Raw genomic sequence first — 15,228 nt, 5'->3', positions numbered from 1 at the left:
GCATGCCGGGACACCGTCGGAAATGAAAAAGGGCAGCCGGTTGGCTGCCCTTTGTTTTATATCGAAAGACCCTTGTCGCCGGGCAGACGGCCCCCGCCATCCGCTTTTCGACCGACTACGCCACCGGATTTCGCTCAAGCCCGGCGTCCGGAAGTCCGGCCGCCGCGCACCGCCCGGTCGCCACCATCAACTGGCGGCTTCGCCGTTCTCCGCCTCGCCTTCCTCGGCCGGCTTCTTCGGCACGAAGAACCGCGCCGCCAGCAGCCCGATCTCGAACAGCACGACCAGCGGCAGTGCGAGCATCAGTTGCGAGAACACGTCCGGCGGCGTGACGACCGCCGCGACGACGAACGCGCCGACGATCACGTACGGACGCATCTCCTTCAGCTTCTTCAGCGACAGCACGCCCATCCGGACGAGCAGCACGACGACGATCGGCACCTCGAACGTGACCCCGAACGCGATGAACATCCCGAGCACGAAGCTCAGGTAATTGTCGATGTCGGTGGTCATTTCCGCGCCGAGCGGCGCGTTGTAGTGCGCCATCACGCGGAAGATCGTCGGGAACACGAGGAAGTACGCGAACGCCATCCCGCACAGGAACAGCAGGTAGCTGCTGCCGACGAGCGGCGCGACGAGCTTCTTCTCGTGCTGGTACAGCCCCGGCGCGACGAACGCCCAGATCTGGTACAGCACGATCGGCAGCGCGATCACCAGCGCGACGAGCATCGTGACCTTCATCGGCACGAAGAACGAGCCGGTGACGTCGGTGACGATCATCTTGCCGTCCTTCGGCAGGTTCTCCATCAGCGGCCGCGCGAGCAGCCGGAAGATGTCGGGCGCCCAGTAGACGAGCCCGAGGAACACGACGATCACCGCCGCGCCCGCGCGAATGATGCGATCGCGAAGCTCGACGAGATGGGAAATGAAGGTTTCTTCCGGGGCGTCGCCCGGGTTCTGCTGGGGGTCGCTCACACCGGCCCTCGGTAGGATTGACGAGCGAGCATGCGCTCGGCTCAGAAGAAGCGCGTCGGCCGGCGCAGGCTGGCCGGCTGGTGGCGCGCGACACGCGCGGCGCCCGACTGCACGTGCATACGGCGGGTGGTCGCGCGCTTGTACCAGGCAGGCGCAGCCGCCTGCTTGACGCGCCAGTTGCGGCGCTTCGGCGCGAGCGCGGCCGTACTGCCGCGCCACGACGGCGTGGCAGGCGTGTCGGAACCCGTCGAACCGGCGTCGCCCGCCGCTTCGTTGAGACCGCCGACCGCGGAATGCCACGTGTCGTTCAGGTCCTTCTCGTGCTCACGCAGGTTATCGTGAATCGTCGTCTCGACATTGCGCGCGGCCGCCTCGAAATCGGTCTTCATCGTGCGCAACGCGTCGAGTTCGATTTCGCGCGAGACCTCGGCCTTCACGTCGTTGATGTACCGCTGCGCACGGCCGAACAGCGCGCCTGCCGTACGCGCAACGCGCGGCAGGCGCTCGGGGCCGAGCACCACGAGCGCGACGACGCCGATCAGCGCCATCTTCGAAAGACCGAGATCCAGCATCGCGAATGCCTGTCAGCGTACCGGCGTTACGCCTTGTTCGAGTCGGAACGCGTCGTTTCCTTCGCGTTGACGTCGACCGAGCCCGAGCGCGGCAGTTGCTGCGCGTCCGCCGGTGCTTCGCCGTCCTTCATGCCGTCCTTGAAACCCTTCACGGCGCTGCCGAGATCGTTGCCGATGTTGCGCAGCTTCTTCGTACCGAAAACCAGCGCGACGATCAGCAGCACGATCAGCCAGTGCCAAATGCTCAATCCACCCATGATGAAACCTCTCCTCAACCACGCCGCGATGCGGCGTAAATCGCCGGCAACGCGCCGGCTTCGACAATCGATGCGGGGAAACGCCCCGCGCCGTCAACCCATCCGCTGCCAGGGGCGCGGGCCGGCCAGGATATGCGCGTGCAGGTGGTAGACCTCCTGCCCGCCGCCCGGGCCCGTGTTGATCACCGTACGGAAACCAGTTTCGCCCCCCGTATACGCGACGCCGAGCTGGCTGGCGAGACGCGACACGAGCAGCATCAGCCGGCCGAGCATCGGTGCATCGGCGTCGCTCGCCGCCGACAACGTCGGCAGATGCTGGCGCGGAATCACGAGCACGTGTGTCTCGGCCGCCGGGCGGATGTCGCGGAACGCGACGAATTCTTCATCCTCGTGCACCTTCGTGCTCGGGATCTCGCCTGCCGCGATCTTGCAGAACAGGCAATTCGGATCGTGACTCATGTTGCTCCTGCAGACGCCCGCCCGCGGCCGGTCAGAACCAGGCCTGCGGATCGAGCGGCTTGTTGTCGTTCAGGTACAGCCAACCCTTGATGATACGGTACAGCGTCCAGATCCATGTGACAAACATCACTGCGAATCCGACCACCACGAACATCAGCGCGAACCCGATCACATACGCGATCAGTGCGCGCCAGAACGTGCGGATCTGCCACTCGAAGTGGGCCGCATACGGCGTGCCGGCCACATCGTCGCGCTTCACGTAGTTGATGATGATCGCGATGATGCCCGTGACGCCGCCCGTCAGCCAATGAAACGCATAGAGGCCGTAGAGCACGTGAGTCAGCGTGCGCAGCCCGTTCAGGCGCTCGGCGTCCGCGGCCCCCGGCACCGACGGCGGCGGAAACTGGCTTGGCGTATCGGTCATGATGCTACCCCCGTTAGATGACAATTCTTACAGCTTACCGCACTGTGGCCATCCCGCGACAAGGGCCTGTCACCCGCCGTTTTCCTCGCGCTCGCGACGCTTGCGCAGAGCCTTCTCCTCGATACCCGACAGCCCTTCGCGGCGCTCGAGCTCGCCGATCACGTCGGCCGGGCTCAGGTCGAAATGCGACAGCATCACGAGGCAGTGGAACCACAGGTCGGCCACCTCGCCGACGAGCGCGGTCGGCGCGCCGCCCTGGCGCACGTCCTTCGCGGCCAGCACGACTTCCGTCGCCTCTTCGCCGATCTTCTTCAGCACCGCGTCGTCGCCCTTGTGGAACAGGCGCGATACGTACGATTGATCGGGATCGCCGCCCTTGCGGCTATCGATCACGGCCGCGAGGCGCAGCAGCGTGTCTTCGGTCAATTGCGTCATTTGTAGATGTGTTCGGGATCTTTCAGCACCGGTTCGACCGCGACCCAGTCGCCGCTGTCGACGGTGCCTTCGAATTTCTGGAAGAAGCACGAATGCCGGCCGGTGTGGCACGCGATGCCCGACACCTGCTCGACCTTCAGCAGCACGACGTCCTCGTCGCAGTCGAGCCGCACCTCGTGCACGTGCTGCACGTGGCCCGACTCCTCGCCTTTGAACCACAGGCGCTTGCGCGAGCGCGAATAGTAGACCGCGCGCTGCGTCTCGATCGTCTTCGCCAGCGCCTCGCGGTTCATCCACGCGAACATCAGCACGTCGTTCGTCGACGCCTCCTGCGCGATCACCGGCACGAGGCCGTTGTCGTCCCAGCGGACCTTGTCGAGCCACGCGGGCAATGCATTCGTTTCCGTATTCATCACAGCCTCACCGGGATGCCCTGGTCGGCCATGAAGCGCTTCGCCTCGCCGACCGTGTGCTCGCCGTAGTGGAAGATACTCGCGGCCAGCACCGCATCGGCGCGGCCGTCCTTGATGCCGTCAGCCAGGTGCTGCAGCGAGCCGACACCGCCCGACGCGATCACCGGCACCGGCACGGCATCCGACACACCGCGCGTGAGCGCGAGGTCGAAGCCCGACTTGGTGCCGTCGCGGTCCATGCTCGTGAGCAGGATCTCGCCGGCGCCGAGCTCGGCCATCTTGCGCGCCCATTCGATCGCGTCGAGGCCCGTGTTCTTGCGGCCGCCGTGCGTGAACACTTCCCAGCGCGGCGTCTCGCCATCGGCCGACACGCGCTTCGCGTCGATCGCGACGACGATGCACTGCGAGCCGTACTTGTCGGCCGCGTCGCGCACGAGCTGCGGGTTCGCGACCGCCGACGAATTCATGCTGACCTTGTCCGCGCCCGCGTTCAGCAGGCGCCGCACGTCCTCGACGGCGCGCACGCCGCCGCCGACGGTCAGCGGAATGAACACCTGCGACGCGACGGCTTCGATGATCGGCAGGATCAGGTCGCGCTGGTCGGACGTCGCGGTGATGTCGAGGAAGGTCAGTTCGTCGGCACCCTGGTCGTCGTAGCGGCGGGCGATTTCGACGGGGTCGCCGGCGTCGCGCAGCTCGACGAAATTGACGCCCTTGACGACACGCCCGGCAGTCACGTCCAGGCAGGGGATGATGCGTTTAGCTAGAGCCATGATGTTGCGCCAAATGCCGCGATGGGACGGCCGGTTGCGGAAAGCCTCGCGCGAGGCTTCCGGTCGGGGCCGCCTGCAGGCAGCCCCGGCGAGCGGGACAACCGCGCTTACGCGTTGTCGAGTTCGCCGTTCAGTTCATCCGCGCGCTTTTGCGCGGCCGCGAAATCGAGATCGCCGGAGTAGATCGCCCGGCCGCAGATCACGCCTTCGACGCCGTGCTCTTCCACTTCGCACAGGCTCTCGATGTCCGTGAGGTTCGACAGGCCGCCGCTCGCGATCACCGGGATGCCGACCGCCTGCGCGAGCTTCACGGTCGCGTCGATGTTGATGCCCTGCAGCATCCCGTCGCGGCCGATGTCCGTGTAGACGATCGATTCGACGCCGTAGTCCTCGAACTTCTTCGCGAGATCGATCACTTCGTGGCCGGTCAGCTTGCTCCAGCCGTCGGTCGCGACCTTGCCGTCCTTCGCGTCCAGCCCGACGATGATGTTGCCGGAGAACGCGGTGCATGCGTCCTGCAGGAAGCCCGGGTTCTTGACGGCCGCCGTGCCGATGATCACGTAGGACAGGCCGGCGTCGAGATACTTCTCGATCGTCTCGAGGCTGCGGATGCCGCCCCCGAGCTGTACGGGGATTTCGTCGCCGACTTCGTCGAGGATCGCTTCGATCGCCTCGAGATTCTTCGGCTTGCCGGCGAATGCGCCGTTCAGGTCGACGAGATGGAGCCGCCGGGCGCCGAGATCGACCCACTTGCGGGCCATCGCCGCCGGGTCCTCGGAAAAAATCGTGGCCTGGTCCATATCGCCCTGTTTGAGGCGCACACACTGACCGTCTTTGAGGTCGATGGCCGGAATCAGCAACATAGCAATCGGGTGTCGTCGTGGAAAATGAAAAGAATCAGGCGCGTACCGGCCAAACCGGTGCCGCGCCGTCTCGCTAGTTTAGTACAACTCTTTCGGCGCTTAAGCGCGAGCGCGCCGCGCGACAGGCCGTTCGGCCAGATCGACTGTGGCTCGCGCACCACGTTTTACGGTTTCCAGTGTACGAAGTTGCGATACAGACGCAACCCGACCTCCGCGCTTTTCTCCGGGTGGAATTGGGTCGCGAAGATGTTGTCCCGCGCGACCGCGGACGTAAACGGCGCGCCGTAGGCCGTTTCGCCAACCGTATGCGCCGGGTTGTCCGGCGTCACGTAATAACTGTGCACGAAGTAGAAATACGCGTCGTCGGGCACGCCGTCCCACAGCGGGTGCGGCTGCGACTGGCGCACGCGGTTCCAGCCCATCTGCGGCACCTTGAAGCGCGAGCCGTCGTCCTGCAGGCGGCCGTCGAGCGCGAAACGCACGACCTTGCCGGGCAACAGGCCGAGGCCCTTCGTGTCGCCTTCCGCGCTCCAGTCGAACAGCATCTGCTCGCCGACGCACACGCCGAGCAGCGGCTTCGTGCGCGAGGCCTCGATCACGGCCTCCTGCAGGCCCGAATCGCCGAGGCTGCGCATGCAGTCGGGCATCGCGCCCTGGCCGGGCAGCACGACCCGGTCGGCCGCGCGGATCGCGGCCGGCGTGTCGACGATCGCCACGTCGGCGGCCGGTTCGGCCTTCTTGAGCGCCTGCGCGACCGAGCGCAGGTTGCCCATCCCATAATCCACAATCGCAATCGAAGTTTTCATCTCAGTGCAGGCAGTAGCGCCCTCAGTCCATTGACGATGAATTCCACCGCCAGCGCCGACAGCATCAGACCCATCAGCCGCGTGGCGATGTTGATGCCCGTGCGGCCGATCCAGTTCGCGATCGGCTCGGCGAGCCGCATCGCGACGAAACACAGAAAAGCCAGGGCCGCGCCGATCGCGACCAGCCCGGCCCGCTCATACCAGTGATGCGAGTTCGCCGCATAGATGATCACCGTGCTGATCGAGCCGGGGCCCGTGAGCAGCGGAATCGCCAGCGGCACGACCGCGATGTTGTCCTTCAGCTCGGCCTCGTGGCGCTCCTCCGGCGTCGATCGCGTGTTGCCGATCTGCGCGTTCAGCATGTTGATCGCCATCAGCAGCATGATGATCCCGCCGCCCACTTCGAGCGACCCGACCGAAATGCCGAAGAAGTTGATGATCTGCTGCCCGAGCAGCGTCGTCACCGTGATCACGCAGAACACCGATACCGACGCGATCCGGATCGTGCGCCGCCGCTCGGCATCCGTCTGCTGCGCCGTCAGGCTCAGGAAGAACGGCACCGCGCCGACCGGGTTGATCAGCGCCAGCAGCGAAATGAACGATTTGAGCAGATCCATCGCAAGCCGGCGCCGCGCGCCGAAGCCGTGAGGTTGTCCTTGACGCTCCGTCCGGTCAGTTCAGGTTCAGAGACTGCCCTTCGTCGACGGGATCTGCCCCGCCGCCCGCTCGTCCAGTTCCACCGCCGCACGCAGCGCACGGCCGAAGGCCTTGAACACCGTTTCGAGCTGATGGTGCGCGTTGATCCCGCGCAGGTTGTCGATGTGCAGCGTGACGCCCGCGTGGTTCACGAAACCGCGGAAGAATTCGATCGACAGGTCGACGTCGAACGTGCCGATCCGCGCCCGCGTGAACGGCACGTGGAATTCGAGGCCCGGCCGGCCGGAGAAGTCGATCACGACACGCGACAGCGCCTCGTCGAGCGGCACGTACGAATGGCCGTAGCGGCGGATGCCCTTGCGGTCGCCGATCGCCTTCGCGACGGCCTGGCCGAGCGTGATGCCGACATCTTCGACCGTGTGGTGGTCGTCGATATGCGTATCGCCATGCGCTTCAACCTCGAGATCGACCAGACCGTGTCGAGCGATCTGGTCAAGCATATGGTCGAGGAACGGCACGCCGGTGGCCAGCTTCTGCTGGCCCGTGCCGTCGAGATCGAGCTTCACACGGATCTGCGTTTCGCTGGTATTGCGAACGACTTCCGCCACACGCATGGCAATTCCTTGACTGAGTCGATGTAAATGGGGATTGATCGTTTCGCGCTGCGGCGCCCAGAGGCTCAACCGGGCAGCGCGAGTTTCAAAGCGGCCAGCAGGCGCGCGTTTTCGTCGGGAGAACCGACGGTCAGCCGCACGCATTCAGCCAGCAACGGATGCATTTTACTCACGTTTTTGACCAAAACCCGCTCGGTGAGCAGCGCGTCGAACACGGCGGCCGCGTCCGGCACGCGCACCAGCAGGAAATTGCCGGCGCTCGGGAACACCGTCGTGCCCGGCAGCGCGGCCACTTCCTGGGCGAGACGCGTGCGTTCCGCTCGCAGGTCGGCCGCCTGCGCGTCGAGCACGTCGAGGTGGTCGAGCAGGAAATCGGCGGTCGCCTGGGTCAGCACGTTGATGTTGTACGGCGGGCGCACCTTGTCGAATTCGGTCAGCCACGCGGGCGAACCGACCAGATAGCCGAGGCGGATGCCCGCGAGGCCGAGCTTCGACACCGTGCGCATCACGACGACGTTGTCGAATTCGGCGGCGCGCGGCAGCCACGAGCGAACGGCGAACGGCTGGTACGCCTCGTCGATCACGACCAGGCTGTGCCGCGCGGCCGCGACGATCCGTTCGATGTCGGCATCGTCGTACAGCGTGCCGGTCGGGTTGTTCGGGTACGCGAGATAGACGAGCGCCGGACGATGCTCGGCGACAGCCGCGAGCATCGCGTCGACGTCGAGCGTCAGGTCGGCCTTCAGCGGCACGCCGACGAATTCGAGCTGTGCGAGCTTCGCGGACAGTTCGTACATCACGAAGCCCGGCACTGGCGCGAGCACCTTCGCGCCCGGCTTCGCGCAGGCCATCGACATCATGCTGATGATTTCGTCCGAGCCGTTGCCGAGCAGCACGTCGCAGCCGGCCGGCACGCCCATCGCATGGCGCAGCTTGTCGAGCAGCGCGGCCGGGCGCGGCGCCGGGTAGCGGTTCAGCGCGACCTGCGCGAGACGCTCGCCGAGCGCCGCGGCGAGCGGTTCGGGCAGCGGGTACGGGTTCTCCATCGCGTCGAGTTTCACGAACCCGCTCGCGTCCGGCACCGGGTAGCTCGTCATCGCGAGCACGTCGCGGCGGATGATGTCTTGTGGCGTCGTCATGGTCTCAAGCCGGCGTACGTCGCGCCGGCGTCAATGGGTCGGCAGGGCGGCGGCTGCCGCCCTGCACAGGTGTCTCCAGCCCCGGCCTTCGGGGGCAGGCCGGGCCGCACATCAGCGCCGCCGCGGCCCCGCGCAGCGTGCGGTCAGTGCTTCATCCGGAACTCGGCGCTCTTCGCGTGCGCCTGCAGCCCTTCGCCGTACGCGAGCTCGGATGCGATCTCGCCGAGCGTCTGCGCGCCTTCCGCGCTGACCTCGATCACGCTCGAGCGCTTGATGAAGTCGTACACGCCGAGCGGCGACGAGAAGCGTGCGGTGCGCGACGTCGGCAGCACGTGGTTCGGGCCCGCGCAGTAGTCGCCGAGGCTCTCGCTCGTGTAGCGGCCGAGGAAGATCGCGCCCGCATGGCGGATCTGCTGGCCCCATTGCTGCGGCTCCAGCGCGGAAATTTCCAGGTGCTCGGGCGCGATGTCGTTCGCGATCCGGCAGGCCTCGGCCATGTCGCGCACCTTGATCAGCGCGCCGCGGCCTTCGAGCGACGCGCGAATCACGTCCTGGCGCGGCATCGACGGCAGCAACTCGTCGATCGCCTTTTCGACGCGCTCGAGGAACGCACCGTCCGGGCACAGCAGGATCGATTGCGCGAGTTCGTCGTGCTCGGCCTGCGAGAACAGGTCCATCGCGACCCAGTTCGGGTCGGTCGTGCCGTCGCACAGCACGAGGATTTCCGACGGCCCGGCGATCATGTCGATGCCGACCGTGCCGAACACGCGGCGCTTCGCCGACGCGACGTACGCGTTGCCGGGGCCGCAGATCTTGTCGACGGCCGGCACCGTCGCCGTGCCGTAGGCGAGCGCGCCGACCGCCTGCGCACCGCCGATCGTGAACACGCGATCGACGCCGCCGAGCAGCGCCGCGGCGAGCACGAGGTCGTTCTTCACGCCGTCCGGCGTCGGCACGACCATCACGATCTCGCCGACGCCCGCGACGCGCGCGGGAATCGCGTTCATCAGCACCGACGACGGATACGCGGCCTTGCCGCCCGGCACGTACAGGCCGACGCGGTCGAGCGGCGTGATCTTCTGGCCGAGCACCGTGCCGTCCGCTTCCGTGTATTGCCAGCTATGCGTGCCGCACTCGATCTTCTGCTTCTCGTGGTACGCACGCACCCGCGCCGCAGCGGCTTCCAGCGCCGCGCGCGCCTTCGGCGCGAGGCCGTCGAGCGCCGTCTGCAGCGCGTCCTGCGGCAGCTCCAGCGCGGCGACGCTGTTCGCGTTCAGCCGGTCGAAGCGGTTCGTGTACTCGAGCACCGCGGCGTCGCCGCGCGACTTCACGTCGGCGAGGATCTGCGCGACCGATTGCTCGATCGCCGCGTCTTCGCTCGCCTCGAATGCGAGCAGCGCGCGCAGCTCGGCGCCGAAGCCTTCGCTCGTCGAATCGAGCTTGCGGATGGTGATGGACATGGGAATTCCGTTACGGTGATGCGCTCAACCGCCATTCTGCGACGCGCGTTCGAACGCGTCGAGGATCGGCTTGAGCGCCGTGCGCTTCAACTTGAGCGCAGCCTGGTTCACGACGAGGCGCGACGAGATCGCCATGATCTCCTCGACCTCGACCAGATTGTTCGCCTTCAGCGTGCCGCCCGAGCTGACGAGGTCGACGATCGCGTCGGCCAGCCCGACCAGCGGCGCAAGCTCCATCGAGCCGTACAGCTTGATCAGGTCGACGTGCACGCCCTTCGCGGCAAAGTGTTCGCGTGCGGTTTCGACGTACTTCGTCGCGACGCGCAGTCGCGCGCCCTGCCGCACGGCGCTCGCATAGTCGAAACCGGCCGACACGGCCACCGACATCCGGCAGCGCGCAATGTTCAGATCGATCGGCTGGTACAGGCCCGAGCCGCCGTGCTCGACCAGCACGTCCTTGCCGGCCACGCCGAAATCGGCCGCGCCGTATTCGACATAGGTCGGCACGTCGCTCGCGCGCACGATGATCACGCGCAGGTCGGGGTTCGTCGTCGGCAGGATCAGCTTGCGCGACGTTTCCGGATCCTCGGTCACCTGCACGCCGGCCGCGGCCAGCAGCGGCAGGGTTTCCTCGAAAATCCGGCCCTTCGACAGGGCAAGGGTCAGCGGCGCGGTCATGCTTGGCTCCCGGAAAGGCGGCGCACGTTCGCGCCGACGGCGGTCAGTTTGGCTTCCATGCGGTCGTAGCCGCGGTCCAGGTGATAGATGCGGTCGACCAGCGTTTCGCCGTCGGCACGCAGCCCGGCGATCACGAGGCTCGCCGACGCACGCAGGTCGGTCGCCATCACGTTCGCGCCCGACAGCTTCTCGACCCCCGTCACGAGCGCGGTATTGCCGTCGATCGTGATGTTCGCGCCGAGCCGGTTCAGCTCCTGCACGTGCATGAAACGGTTCTCGAAAATGGTTTCGACGACCTGCGCGGTGCCCGTCGCGACCGTATTGAGGGCCATGAACTGCGCCTGCATGTCGGTCGGGAACGCCGGGTATTCCGACGTGCGGATCGTCACCGCCGACGGGCGGCGGTCCATCTTCACGCGCAGCCAGCTGTCGCCTTCCTCGATCGACACGCCGGCTTCGCGCAGCTTGTCGATCACCGCGTCGAGGATGTGCGGGCGCACGCCCGTCAGCATCACGTCGCCGCCCGCCGCCGCGACCGCGCACAGGAACGTGCCGGCCTCGATGCGGTCGGGGATCACCGAATGGCGCGCGCCGTGCAGCCGCTCGACGCCCTGGATCACGAGGCGATCGGTGCCGATGCCGTCGATTTTCGCGCCCATCGCGACCAGCAAGTGTGCGAGATCGCTCACTTCCGGCTCGCGCGCGGCGTTTTCGATCACCGTCTCGCCGTCCGCGAGCGTCGCGGCCATCAGCAGGTTTTCCGTCCCCGTCACCGTGATCATGTCGGTCACGATGCGCGCACCCTTCAGGCGCTTCGCGCGGGCTTCGATGAAGCCGTGCTCGATGCTGATCTCGGCGCCCATCGCCTGCAGGCCCTTGATGTGCTGGTCGACCGGACGCGCGCCGATCGCGCAGCCGCCCGGCAGCGACACCTTCGCCTCGCCGAAGCGCGCGAGCAGCGGCCCGAGCACGAGGATCGACGCACGCATCGTCTTCACGAGCTCGTACGGCGCGACGAGGTTGTCGACGCGCGACGCGTCGAGCTGCACGCGGCAGCCGTCGGTCTCGCTCTTCACGCCCATCTGGTTCAGCACCTTCAGCGTGGTCCGCACGTCCTTGAGATTCGGCACGTTGTCGAGATCGACCGGGTCACCGGTGAGCAGCCCCGCGCACAGGATCGGCAGCGCGGCATTCTTCGCGCCCGACACGACGATCTCGCCCGACAGGCGGTGGCCGCCTTCGATCACGAGCTTGTCCATCCCATGGCCATGCGCTTCCCCGTTGGCGGCCGGGTGTGCCGTGGCGACGCTCTGGACGGCGTCGCGCTCGTTGACGGTGACTTGCACTCAGTGATTTCCGTTTATGCGTTCTGCCATTCGGCGGGCGTCAGCGTTTTCATGCTGAGCGCGTGAATTTCCTGTTTCATGCGATCGCCGAGCGCCGCATAGACGAGCTGGTGCCGCTGGATCGGCCGCTTGCCTTCGAAGGCAGCCGACACGATCGTCGCGAAAAAATGCTGGCCGTCGCCTTCGACTTCCAGATGCGTGCAGGCGAGACCGCCGGCGATGTATTGCTTGACCTGTTCGGGAGTCGGCAACATGGTGTAAGGCTCCTGTCGGCGCGCGCCGCCCGGATGGCGGCCGCTGCCTGTCGATATCAATGACGCAGTTTGTAGCCGGTCGCGAGCAGCCGCATCGCGATCAGCGCGAGCAGCACGAAGAAACCGGTGACGATCGCGAGGCTCGCGAACGGGTTGATGTCGGACGCGCCGAAGAACCCGAAACGAAAGCCGTCGATCATGTAGAAAAACGGATTGAGACGCGAGATCTCGCGCCACACGGGCGGCAGCGAGTGCGTCGAGTAGAACACGCCGGACAGGAACGTCAGCGGCATGATCAGGAAGTTCTGGAACGCGGCGAGCTGGTCGAACTTCTCGGCCCAGATCCCGGCGATCAGGCCGAGCGTGCCGAGGATCGCCGAGCCGAGCAACGCGAATGCAATGATGAACAGCGGCGCCGCGAAATGCATCGGGATAAACCAGATCGTCACGACGAACACGCCCGTGCCGACCGCGAGGCCGCGCACCACGGACGCGAGCACGTACGCGCCGAAGATGTCGCGATACGACAGCGGCGGCAGCAGCATGAACACGAGGTTGCCGGTGATCTTCGACTGGATCAGCGACGACGAGCTGTTCGCGAACGCGTTCTGCAGCACGCTCATCATCACGAGGCCCGGTACGAGAAAGCTCACGTACTCGACGCCCGGATAGACCTCGACGCGGCCCGACAGCGCGTGGCCGAAGATCGTCAGATACAGCAGCGCCGTGACGATCGGTGCGCACACCGTCTGGAACGACACTTTCCAGAAACGCAGCAGTTCCTTGTAGAACAGCGTTTGAAACCCGCTCATGCCAATCCCTCGATGACCTCTGCCCCGTTCATCACCTGGACGAACACATCTTCGAGGTCGGCCTTGCGGACCTCGATCTCGTCGAACGTGCAGCCCGCGGCGCGGCATTGCGCAAGGATGCGCTCGACATCGTCGTAGCTCGTCAGGCGCAGCAGGTGCTCGCCCGGCGCGCGGGCGGCCGGGTCGGACTCCAGCCCGCGCAGCTCGGACGGCAGCGCGCCGGTCGCGAGGCGCAGGTAGAGCTGCAGCCCCGCGAAGCGGCGCAGCAGCGCATCGGTGCGGTCGAGCGCGACCACTTCGCCACGGCGCAACATCGCGATGCGGTCGCACAGCGACTCGGCTTCCTCGAGGTAATGGGTGGTCAGCACGATCGTGTGGCCTTCGCGGTTCAGGCGCGAGATGAATTTCCACAGCGTCTGGCGCAATTCGACGTCGACGCCGGCGGTCGGTTCGTCGAGCACGATCACGGGCGGCCGGTGCACGAGCGCCTGCGCGACCAGCACGCGGCGCTTCATCCCGCCCGACAGCGCGCGCATGTTCGCGTCGGCCTTCTCGGTGAGGTCGAGATTGGCCATCACTTCGTCGATCCAGTCGTCGTTGCGGCGCAGCCCGAAATAGCCGGACTGGATCCGCAGCGTCTCGCGGACGGTGAAGAACGGATCGAACACGAGTTCCTGCGGCACGACGCCGAGTGCGCGGCGCGCGCCACGGAAGTCCTTGACGACGTCGTGACCACGCACCGAGATACTGCCTTCGTCGGCCCGGGCGAGCCCGGCGAGGATACTGATGAGCGTGGTCTTGCCTGCGCCGTTGGGGCCGAGCAGACCGAAAAACTCGCCTTCCTCGACCGACAGGCTGACGCCCTTGAGCGCCTGAAGCGACTTGTAGCGCTTCTTGACGTGACGGATTTCTATGGCTGACATGACTGTGCGCGACGCCAGGGCCGCGACGCCTATTCTGTGCTTGCTGCGAATGAAAATGGGGGCCGGACGCCGATTGGCTGCCCCGCAAAACGCTTGATTATAGGGCAAACCGGCTGGGGGAGCCGGTGCCGGAGGCACACGGTCTGAAGCTTGCGCGCGCCGGGCGGCGCGGCAGGCTCCGGTCGGACAGGGTCAATGTCGCCCGGTGCCGTCGATGAGCGCGTCGACGCCGTAGGCGCGCGCGAGGCTGGCGAGCTTCGGGGGGAGATTGTGGATGTCGAGGGTCGCGCCGCGCGCTTTGGCGGCACGTTGCCATGCGAGCAGCACGGCGAGCGCGGACGAGTCGAACTGCGTCAGCGCCGCGCAATCGACGGCGGTTGCGCCCGCGCCGATGCGCGCAAGACCGTCCGCGAGCGCGGACTTCGCGCTCGCGACGGTCAGCGAGGAGCCGGCTTCGAAGCCGCTCACGACGCTTGCTTGCCGGCGGCAAGTTGCTGGTTGCGCTGCGTGAGGAACTGGATCAGGCCTTCCACGCCGCTTTGCTGGATCTTCTCGTTGAACTGCTGCTGGTACGTCTGGATCAGCCACGCGCCGAGCACGTTCAGGTCATACACCTTCCAGCCATTGGCCGTCTTGTACAGGCGGTAATCGATCTGGACCGGCTGGCCGTTGTTCATCGCGACCGTCTTGACCACGACATCGGTATCGGCCGGATCGGCGCGGAACGGCGGGTACTGGATCTGCTGGTCCGGCTTCAGCTGCGCGAGCGCGCCCGAATACGTGCGGATCAGCAGCAGCTTGAACTGCTCCTGAACCTGTTGTTGCTGCTCGGCCGTCGCCGTGCGCCAGTTGCGGCCCATCGCGAGCTGCGTGGTGCGGCGGAAATCGGTGTACGGCAGGATGTCCTTGTTGACGATCGTGATGATGCGGTTGGTGTCGCCCTGCTTGATCGTCTGCTGCTTGACTTCGTCGAGCACCTGCTGCGTCGCCGTCTTGATCAGCGCCTGCGGGTTCGACTGGTCGACTTGCGCGTGGGCTGCGCTGCCGAACGAGAACAGCGCTGCGAAAACAGGGATCAGGAACAGTTTTTTCATCATAGTGGCCTGCATGAATGAGTCGATGCGAAGGTTGGAGCAGGTAGCTTACGCGCAAGTTCGCATACGCTACCGACTGAATCGTTTCCGGCTGTAACGAATGTAAATCCGTCAGTGCAGGCGGATACTCGGGAACCGGAACCCGCCCGGCGACGGCGGCGCCACCTGCATCGCCGGCACGTTCGTCTCGCTGGCCGGGTTCGGCGATTCGGCCGTGCCCGAGGCCGGCGCAGCAACCGCCGCGCCCGATGCCGGCGCGGGCGCCGGCGCTGCG

21 protein-coding genes and 1 pseudogene are annotated in these 15,228 nt (G+C 66.4%); all 22 read right to left on the bottom strand.

The features are described from left to right. Positions 1–186: 186 nt before the first annotated feature. Positions 187–975 carry a twin-arginine translocase subunit TatC gene (tatC, locus tag F3J15_RS15665; protein WP_046544799.1) on the bottom strand — a complete coding sequence of 263 codons (789 nt, stop codon included), beginning with the start codon at positions 973–975 and terminating at the stop codon, positions 187–189. 41 nt (positions 976–1,016) lie between these two features. Beyond that, positions 1,017–1,547 carry a Sec-independent protein translocase protein TatB gene (gene tatB / locus F3J15_RS15660; protein WP_166892297.1) on the bottom strand — a complete coding sequence of 177 codons (531 nt, stop codon included), beginning with the start codon at positions 1,545–1,547 and terminating at the stop codon, positions 1,017–1,019. A 26-nt stretch (positions 1,548–1,573) separates the two neighbouring features. Beyond that, positions 1,574–1,804, bottom strand: coding sequence for a Sec-independent protein translocase subunit TatA (gene tatA / locus F3J15_RS15655; protein ID WP_021161850.1), 231 nt, complete (start codon positions 1,802–1,804; stop codon positions 1,574–1,576). 93 nt (positions 1,805–1,897) lie between these two features. After that, positions 1,898–2,263, bottom strand: coding sequence for a histidine triad nucleotide-binding protein (locus F3J15_RS15650; RefSeq protein WP_011350735.1), 366 nt, complete (start codon positions 2,261–2,263; stop codon positions 1,898–1,900). 31 nt (positions 2,264–2,294) lie between these two features. Beyond that, entirely contained in the window at positions 2,295–2,687 is a 393-nt protein-coding gene (locus F3J15_RS15645; protein ID WP_046544796.1) for a membrane protein, read from the bottom strand. A gap of 69 nt (positions 2,688–2,756) precedes the next feature. Next, positions 2,757–3,122, bottom strand: a complete 366-nt coding sequence (locus F3J15_RS15640; protein WP_166892294.1) for a phosphoribosyl-ATP diphosphatase — start codon at positions 3,120–3,122, stop codon at positions 2,757–2,759. Continuing rightward, complete coding sequence (gene hisI, locus F3J15_RS15635) at positions 3,119–3,535, bottom strand: phosphoribosyl-AMP cyclohydrolase (RefSeq protein WP_039366640.1); 417 nt, start codon at positions 3,533–3,535, stop codon at positions 3,119–3,121. Before hisI ends, F3J15_RS15640 begins: the two co-directional genes overlap by 4 nt. Further along, positions 3,535–4,308 (bottom strand): imidazole glycerol phosphate synthase subunit HisF, encoded by a 774-nt coding sequence (hisF, locus tag F3J15_RS15630; RefSeq protein ID WP_011350732.1) that lies wholly within the window; start codon positions 4,306–4,308, stop codon positions 3,535–3,537. Before hisF ends, hisI begins: the two co-directional genes overlap by 1 nt. A 107-nt stretch (positions 4,309–4,415) precedes the next feature. Continuing rightward, entirely contained in the window at positions 4,416–5,171 is a 756-nt protein-coding gene (hisA, locus tag F3J15_RS15625) for a 1-(5-phosphoribosyl)-5-[(5-phosphoribosylamino)methylideneamino]imidazole-4-carboxamide isomerase (protein ID WP_069246967.1), read from the bottom strand. Between the two features lie 164 nt (positions 5,172–5,335). Further along, positions 5,336–5,977 carry an imidazole glycerol phosphate synthase subunit HisH gene (hisH, locus tag F3J15_RS15620; RefSeq protein ID WP_166892291.1) on the bottom strand — a complete coding sequence of 214 codons (642 nt, stop codon included), beginning with the start codon at positions 5,975–5,977 and terminating at the stop codon, positions 5,336–5,338. After that, positions 5,974–6,594 carry a YchE family NAAT transporter gene (locus tag F3J15_RS15615; protein WP_089444829.1) on the bottom strand — a complete coding sequence of 207 codons (621 nt, stop codon included), beginning with the start codon at positions 6,592–6,594 and terminating at the stop codon, positions 5,974–5,976. The genes hisH and F3J15_RS15615 overlap by 4 nt, the downstream gene beginning before the upstream one ends. Positions 6,595–6,660: 66 nt before the next feature. Then, positions 6,661–7,248, bottom strand: a complete 588-nt coding sequence (gene hisB / locus F3J15_RS15610) for an imidazoleglycerol-phosphate dehydratase HisB (protein ID WP_006477126.1) — start codon at positions 7,246–7,248, stop codon at positions 6,661–6,663. Positions 7,249–7,313: 65 nt separating this feature from the next. Then, positions 7,314–8,387: a histidinol-phosphate transaminase gene (gene hisC, locus F3J15_RS15605; RefSeq protein WP_089444828.1), complete on the bottom strand. Its 1,074-nt coding sequence runs from the start codon at positions 8,385–8,387 to the stop codon at positions 7,314–7,316. 143 nt (positions 8,388–8,530) lie between these two features. After that, the gene (gene hisD / locus F3J15_RS15600; RefSeq protein WP_166892288.1) at positions 8,531–9,847 is read right to left on the bottom strand and encodes a histidinol dehydrogenase; all 1,317 of its coding nucleotides are present in this window, start codon (positions 9,845–9,847) and stop codon (positions 8,531–8,533) included. 24 nt (positions 9,848–9,871) lie between these two features. Beyond that, complete coding sequence (hisG, locus tag F3J15_RS15595) at positions 9,872–10,525, bottom strand: ATP phosphoribosyltransferase (RefSeq protein WP_011350725.1); 654 nt, start codon at positions 10,523–10,525, stop codon at positions 9,872–9,874. Further along, entirely contained in the window at positions 10,522–11,871 is a 1,350-nt protein-coding gene (gene murA, locus F3J15_RS15590; RefSeq protein ID WP_069246963.1) for a UDP-N-acetylglucosamine 1-carboxyvinyltransferase, read from the bottom strand. Before murA ends, hisG begins: the two co-directional genes overlap by 4 nt. A gap of 14 nt (positions 11,872–11,885) precedes the next feature. After that, on the bottom strand, positions 11,886–12,125 hold the full coding sequence (locus F3J15_RS15585; RefSeq protein ID WP_006477131.1) for a BolA family protein: 240 nt from the start codon (positions 12,123–12,125) through the stop codon (positions 11,886–11,888). Positions 12,126–12,181: 56 nt separating this feature from the next. Beyond that, positions 12,182–12,937 carry an ABC transporter permease gene (locus F3J15_RS15580; RefSeq protein ID WP_011350723.1) on the bottom strand — a complete coding sequence of 252 codons (756 nt, stop codon included), beginning with the start codon at positions 12,935–12,937 and terminating at the stop codon, positions 12,182–12,184. Then, on the bottom strand, positions 12,934–13,860 hold the full coding sequence (locus F3J15_RS15575) for an ABC transporter ATP-binding protein (RefSeq protein WP_059522281.1): 927 nt from the start codon (positions 13,858–13,860) through the stop codon (positions 12,934–12,936). The genes F3J15_RS15580 and F3J15_RS15575 overlap by 4 nt, the downstream gene beginning before the upstream one ends. A gap of 192 nt (positions 13,861–14,052) precedes the next feature. Beyond that, on the bottom strand, positions 14,053–14,328 hold the full coding sequence (locus F3J15_RS15570) for an STAS domain-containing protein (protein WP_089424333.1): 276 nt from the start codon (positions 14,326–14,328) through the stop codon (positions 14,053–14,055). Next, positions 14,325–14,954, bottom strand: a complete 630-nt coding sequence (locus F3J15_RS15565; RefSeq protein WP_050013177.1) for an ABC transporter substrate-binding protein — start codon at positions 14,952–14,954, stop codon at positions 14,325–14,327. Before F3J15_RS15565 ends, F3J15_RS15570 begins: the two co-directional genes overlap by 4 nt. 111 nt (positions 14,955–15,065) lie before the next feature. After that, positions 15,066–15,228 (bottom strand): annotated as a pseudogene (locus F3J15_RS37765) (VacJ family lipoprotein); the annotation flags it as partial.

It is taken from the genome of Burkholderia sp. Ap-955, assembly GCF_011753045.1.
GTDB lineage: Bacteria > Pseudomonadota > Gammaproteobacteria > Burkholderiales > Burkholderiaceae > Burkholderia > Burkholderia lata_D.
Note: the sequence above shows the minus strand (reverse complement) of the source record. Positions and strands in the feature narration are given on the sequence as shown.

What these genes read in the sequence shown, in the direction of transcription:
- tatB (WP_166892297.1), bottom strand. Translation starts at nt 1,547, where the DNA reads ATGCTGGATCTCGGTCTTTCGAAGATGGCGCTGATCGGCGTCGTCGCG.
- tatA (WP_021161850.1), bottom strand. Translation starts at nt 1,804, where the DNA reads ATGGGTGGATTGAGCATTTGGCACTGGCTGATCGTGCTGCTGATCGTC.
- F3J15_RS15650 (WP_011350735.1), bottom strand. Translation starts at nt 2,263, where the DNA reads ATGAGTCACGATCCGAATTGCCTGTTCTGCAAGATCGCGGCAGGCGAG.
- F3J15_RS15645 (WP_046544796.1), bottom strand. Translation starts at nt 2,687, where the DNA reads ATGACCGATACGCCAAGCCAGTTTCCGCCGCCGTCGGTGCCGGGGGCC.
- F3J15_RS15640 (WP_166892294.1), bottom strand. Translation starts at nt 3,122, where the DNA reads ATGACGCAATTGACCGAAGACACGCTGCTGCGCCTCGCGGCCGTGATC.
- hisI (WP_039366640.1), bottom strand. Translation starts at nt 3,535, where the DNA reads ATGAATACGGAAACGAATGCATTGCCCGCGTGGCTCGACAAGGTCCGC.
- hisF (WP_011350732.1), bottom strand. Translation starts at nt 4,308, where the DNA reads ATGGCTCTAGCTAAACGCATCATCCCCTGCCTGGACGTGACTGCCGGG.
- hisA (WP_069246967.1), bottom strand. Translation starts at nt 5,171, where the DNA reads ATGTTGCTGATTCCGGCCATCGACCTCAAAGACGGTCAGTGTGTGCGC.
- hisH (WP_166892291.1), bottom strand. Translation starts at nt 5,977, where the DNA reads ATGAAAACTTCGATTGCGATTGTGGATTATGGGATGGGCAACCTGCGC.
- F3J15_RS15615 (WP_089444829.1), bottom strand. Translation starts at nt 6,594, where the DNA reads ATGGATCTGCTCAAATCGTTCATTTCGCTGCTGGCGCTGATCAACCCG.
- hisB (WP_006477126.1), bottom strand. Translation starts at nt 7,248, where the DNA reads ATGCGTGTGGCGGAAGTCGTTCGCAATACCAGCGAAACGCAGATCCGT.
- hisC (WP_089444828.1), bottom strand. Translation starts at nt 8,387, where the DNA reads ATGACGACGCCACAAGACATCATCCGCCGCGACGTGCTCGCGATGACG.
- hisD (WP_166892288.1), bottom strand. Translation starts at nt 9,847, where the DNA reads ATGTCCATCACCATCCGCAAGCTCGATTCGACGAGCGAAGGCTTCGGC.
- hisG (WP_011350725.1), bottom strand. Translation starts at nt 10,525, where the DNA reads ATGACCGCGCCGCTGACCCTTGCCCTGTCGAAGGGCCGGATTTTCGAG.
- F3J15_RS15585 (WP_006477131.1), bottom strand. Translation starts at nt 12,125, where the DNA reads ATGTTGCCGACTCCCGAACAGGTCAAGCAATACATCGCCGGCGGTCTC.
- F3J15_RS15580 (WP_011350723.1), bottom strand. Translation starts at nt 12,937, where the DNA reads ATGAGCGGGTTTCAAACGCTGTTCTACAAGGAACTGCTGCGTTTCTGG.
- F3J15_RS15575 (WP_059522281.1), bottom strand. Translation starts at nt 13,860, where the DNA reads ATGTCAGCCATAGAAATCCGTCACGTCAAGAAGCGCTACAAGTCGCTT.
- F3J15_RS15565 (WP_050013177.1), bottom strand. Translation starts at nt 14,954, where the DNA reads ATGAAAAAACTGTTCCTGATCCCTGTTTTCGCAGCGCTGTTCTCGTTC.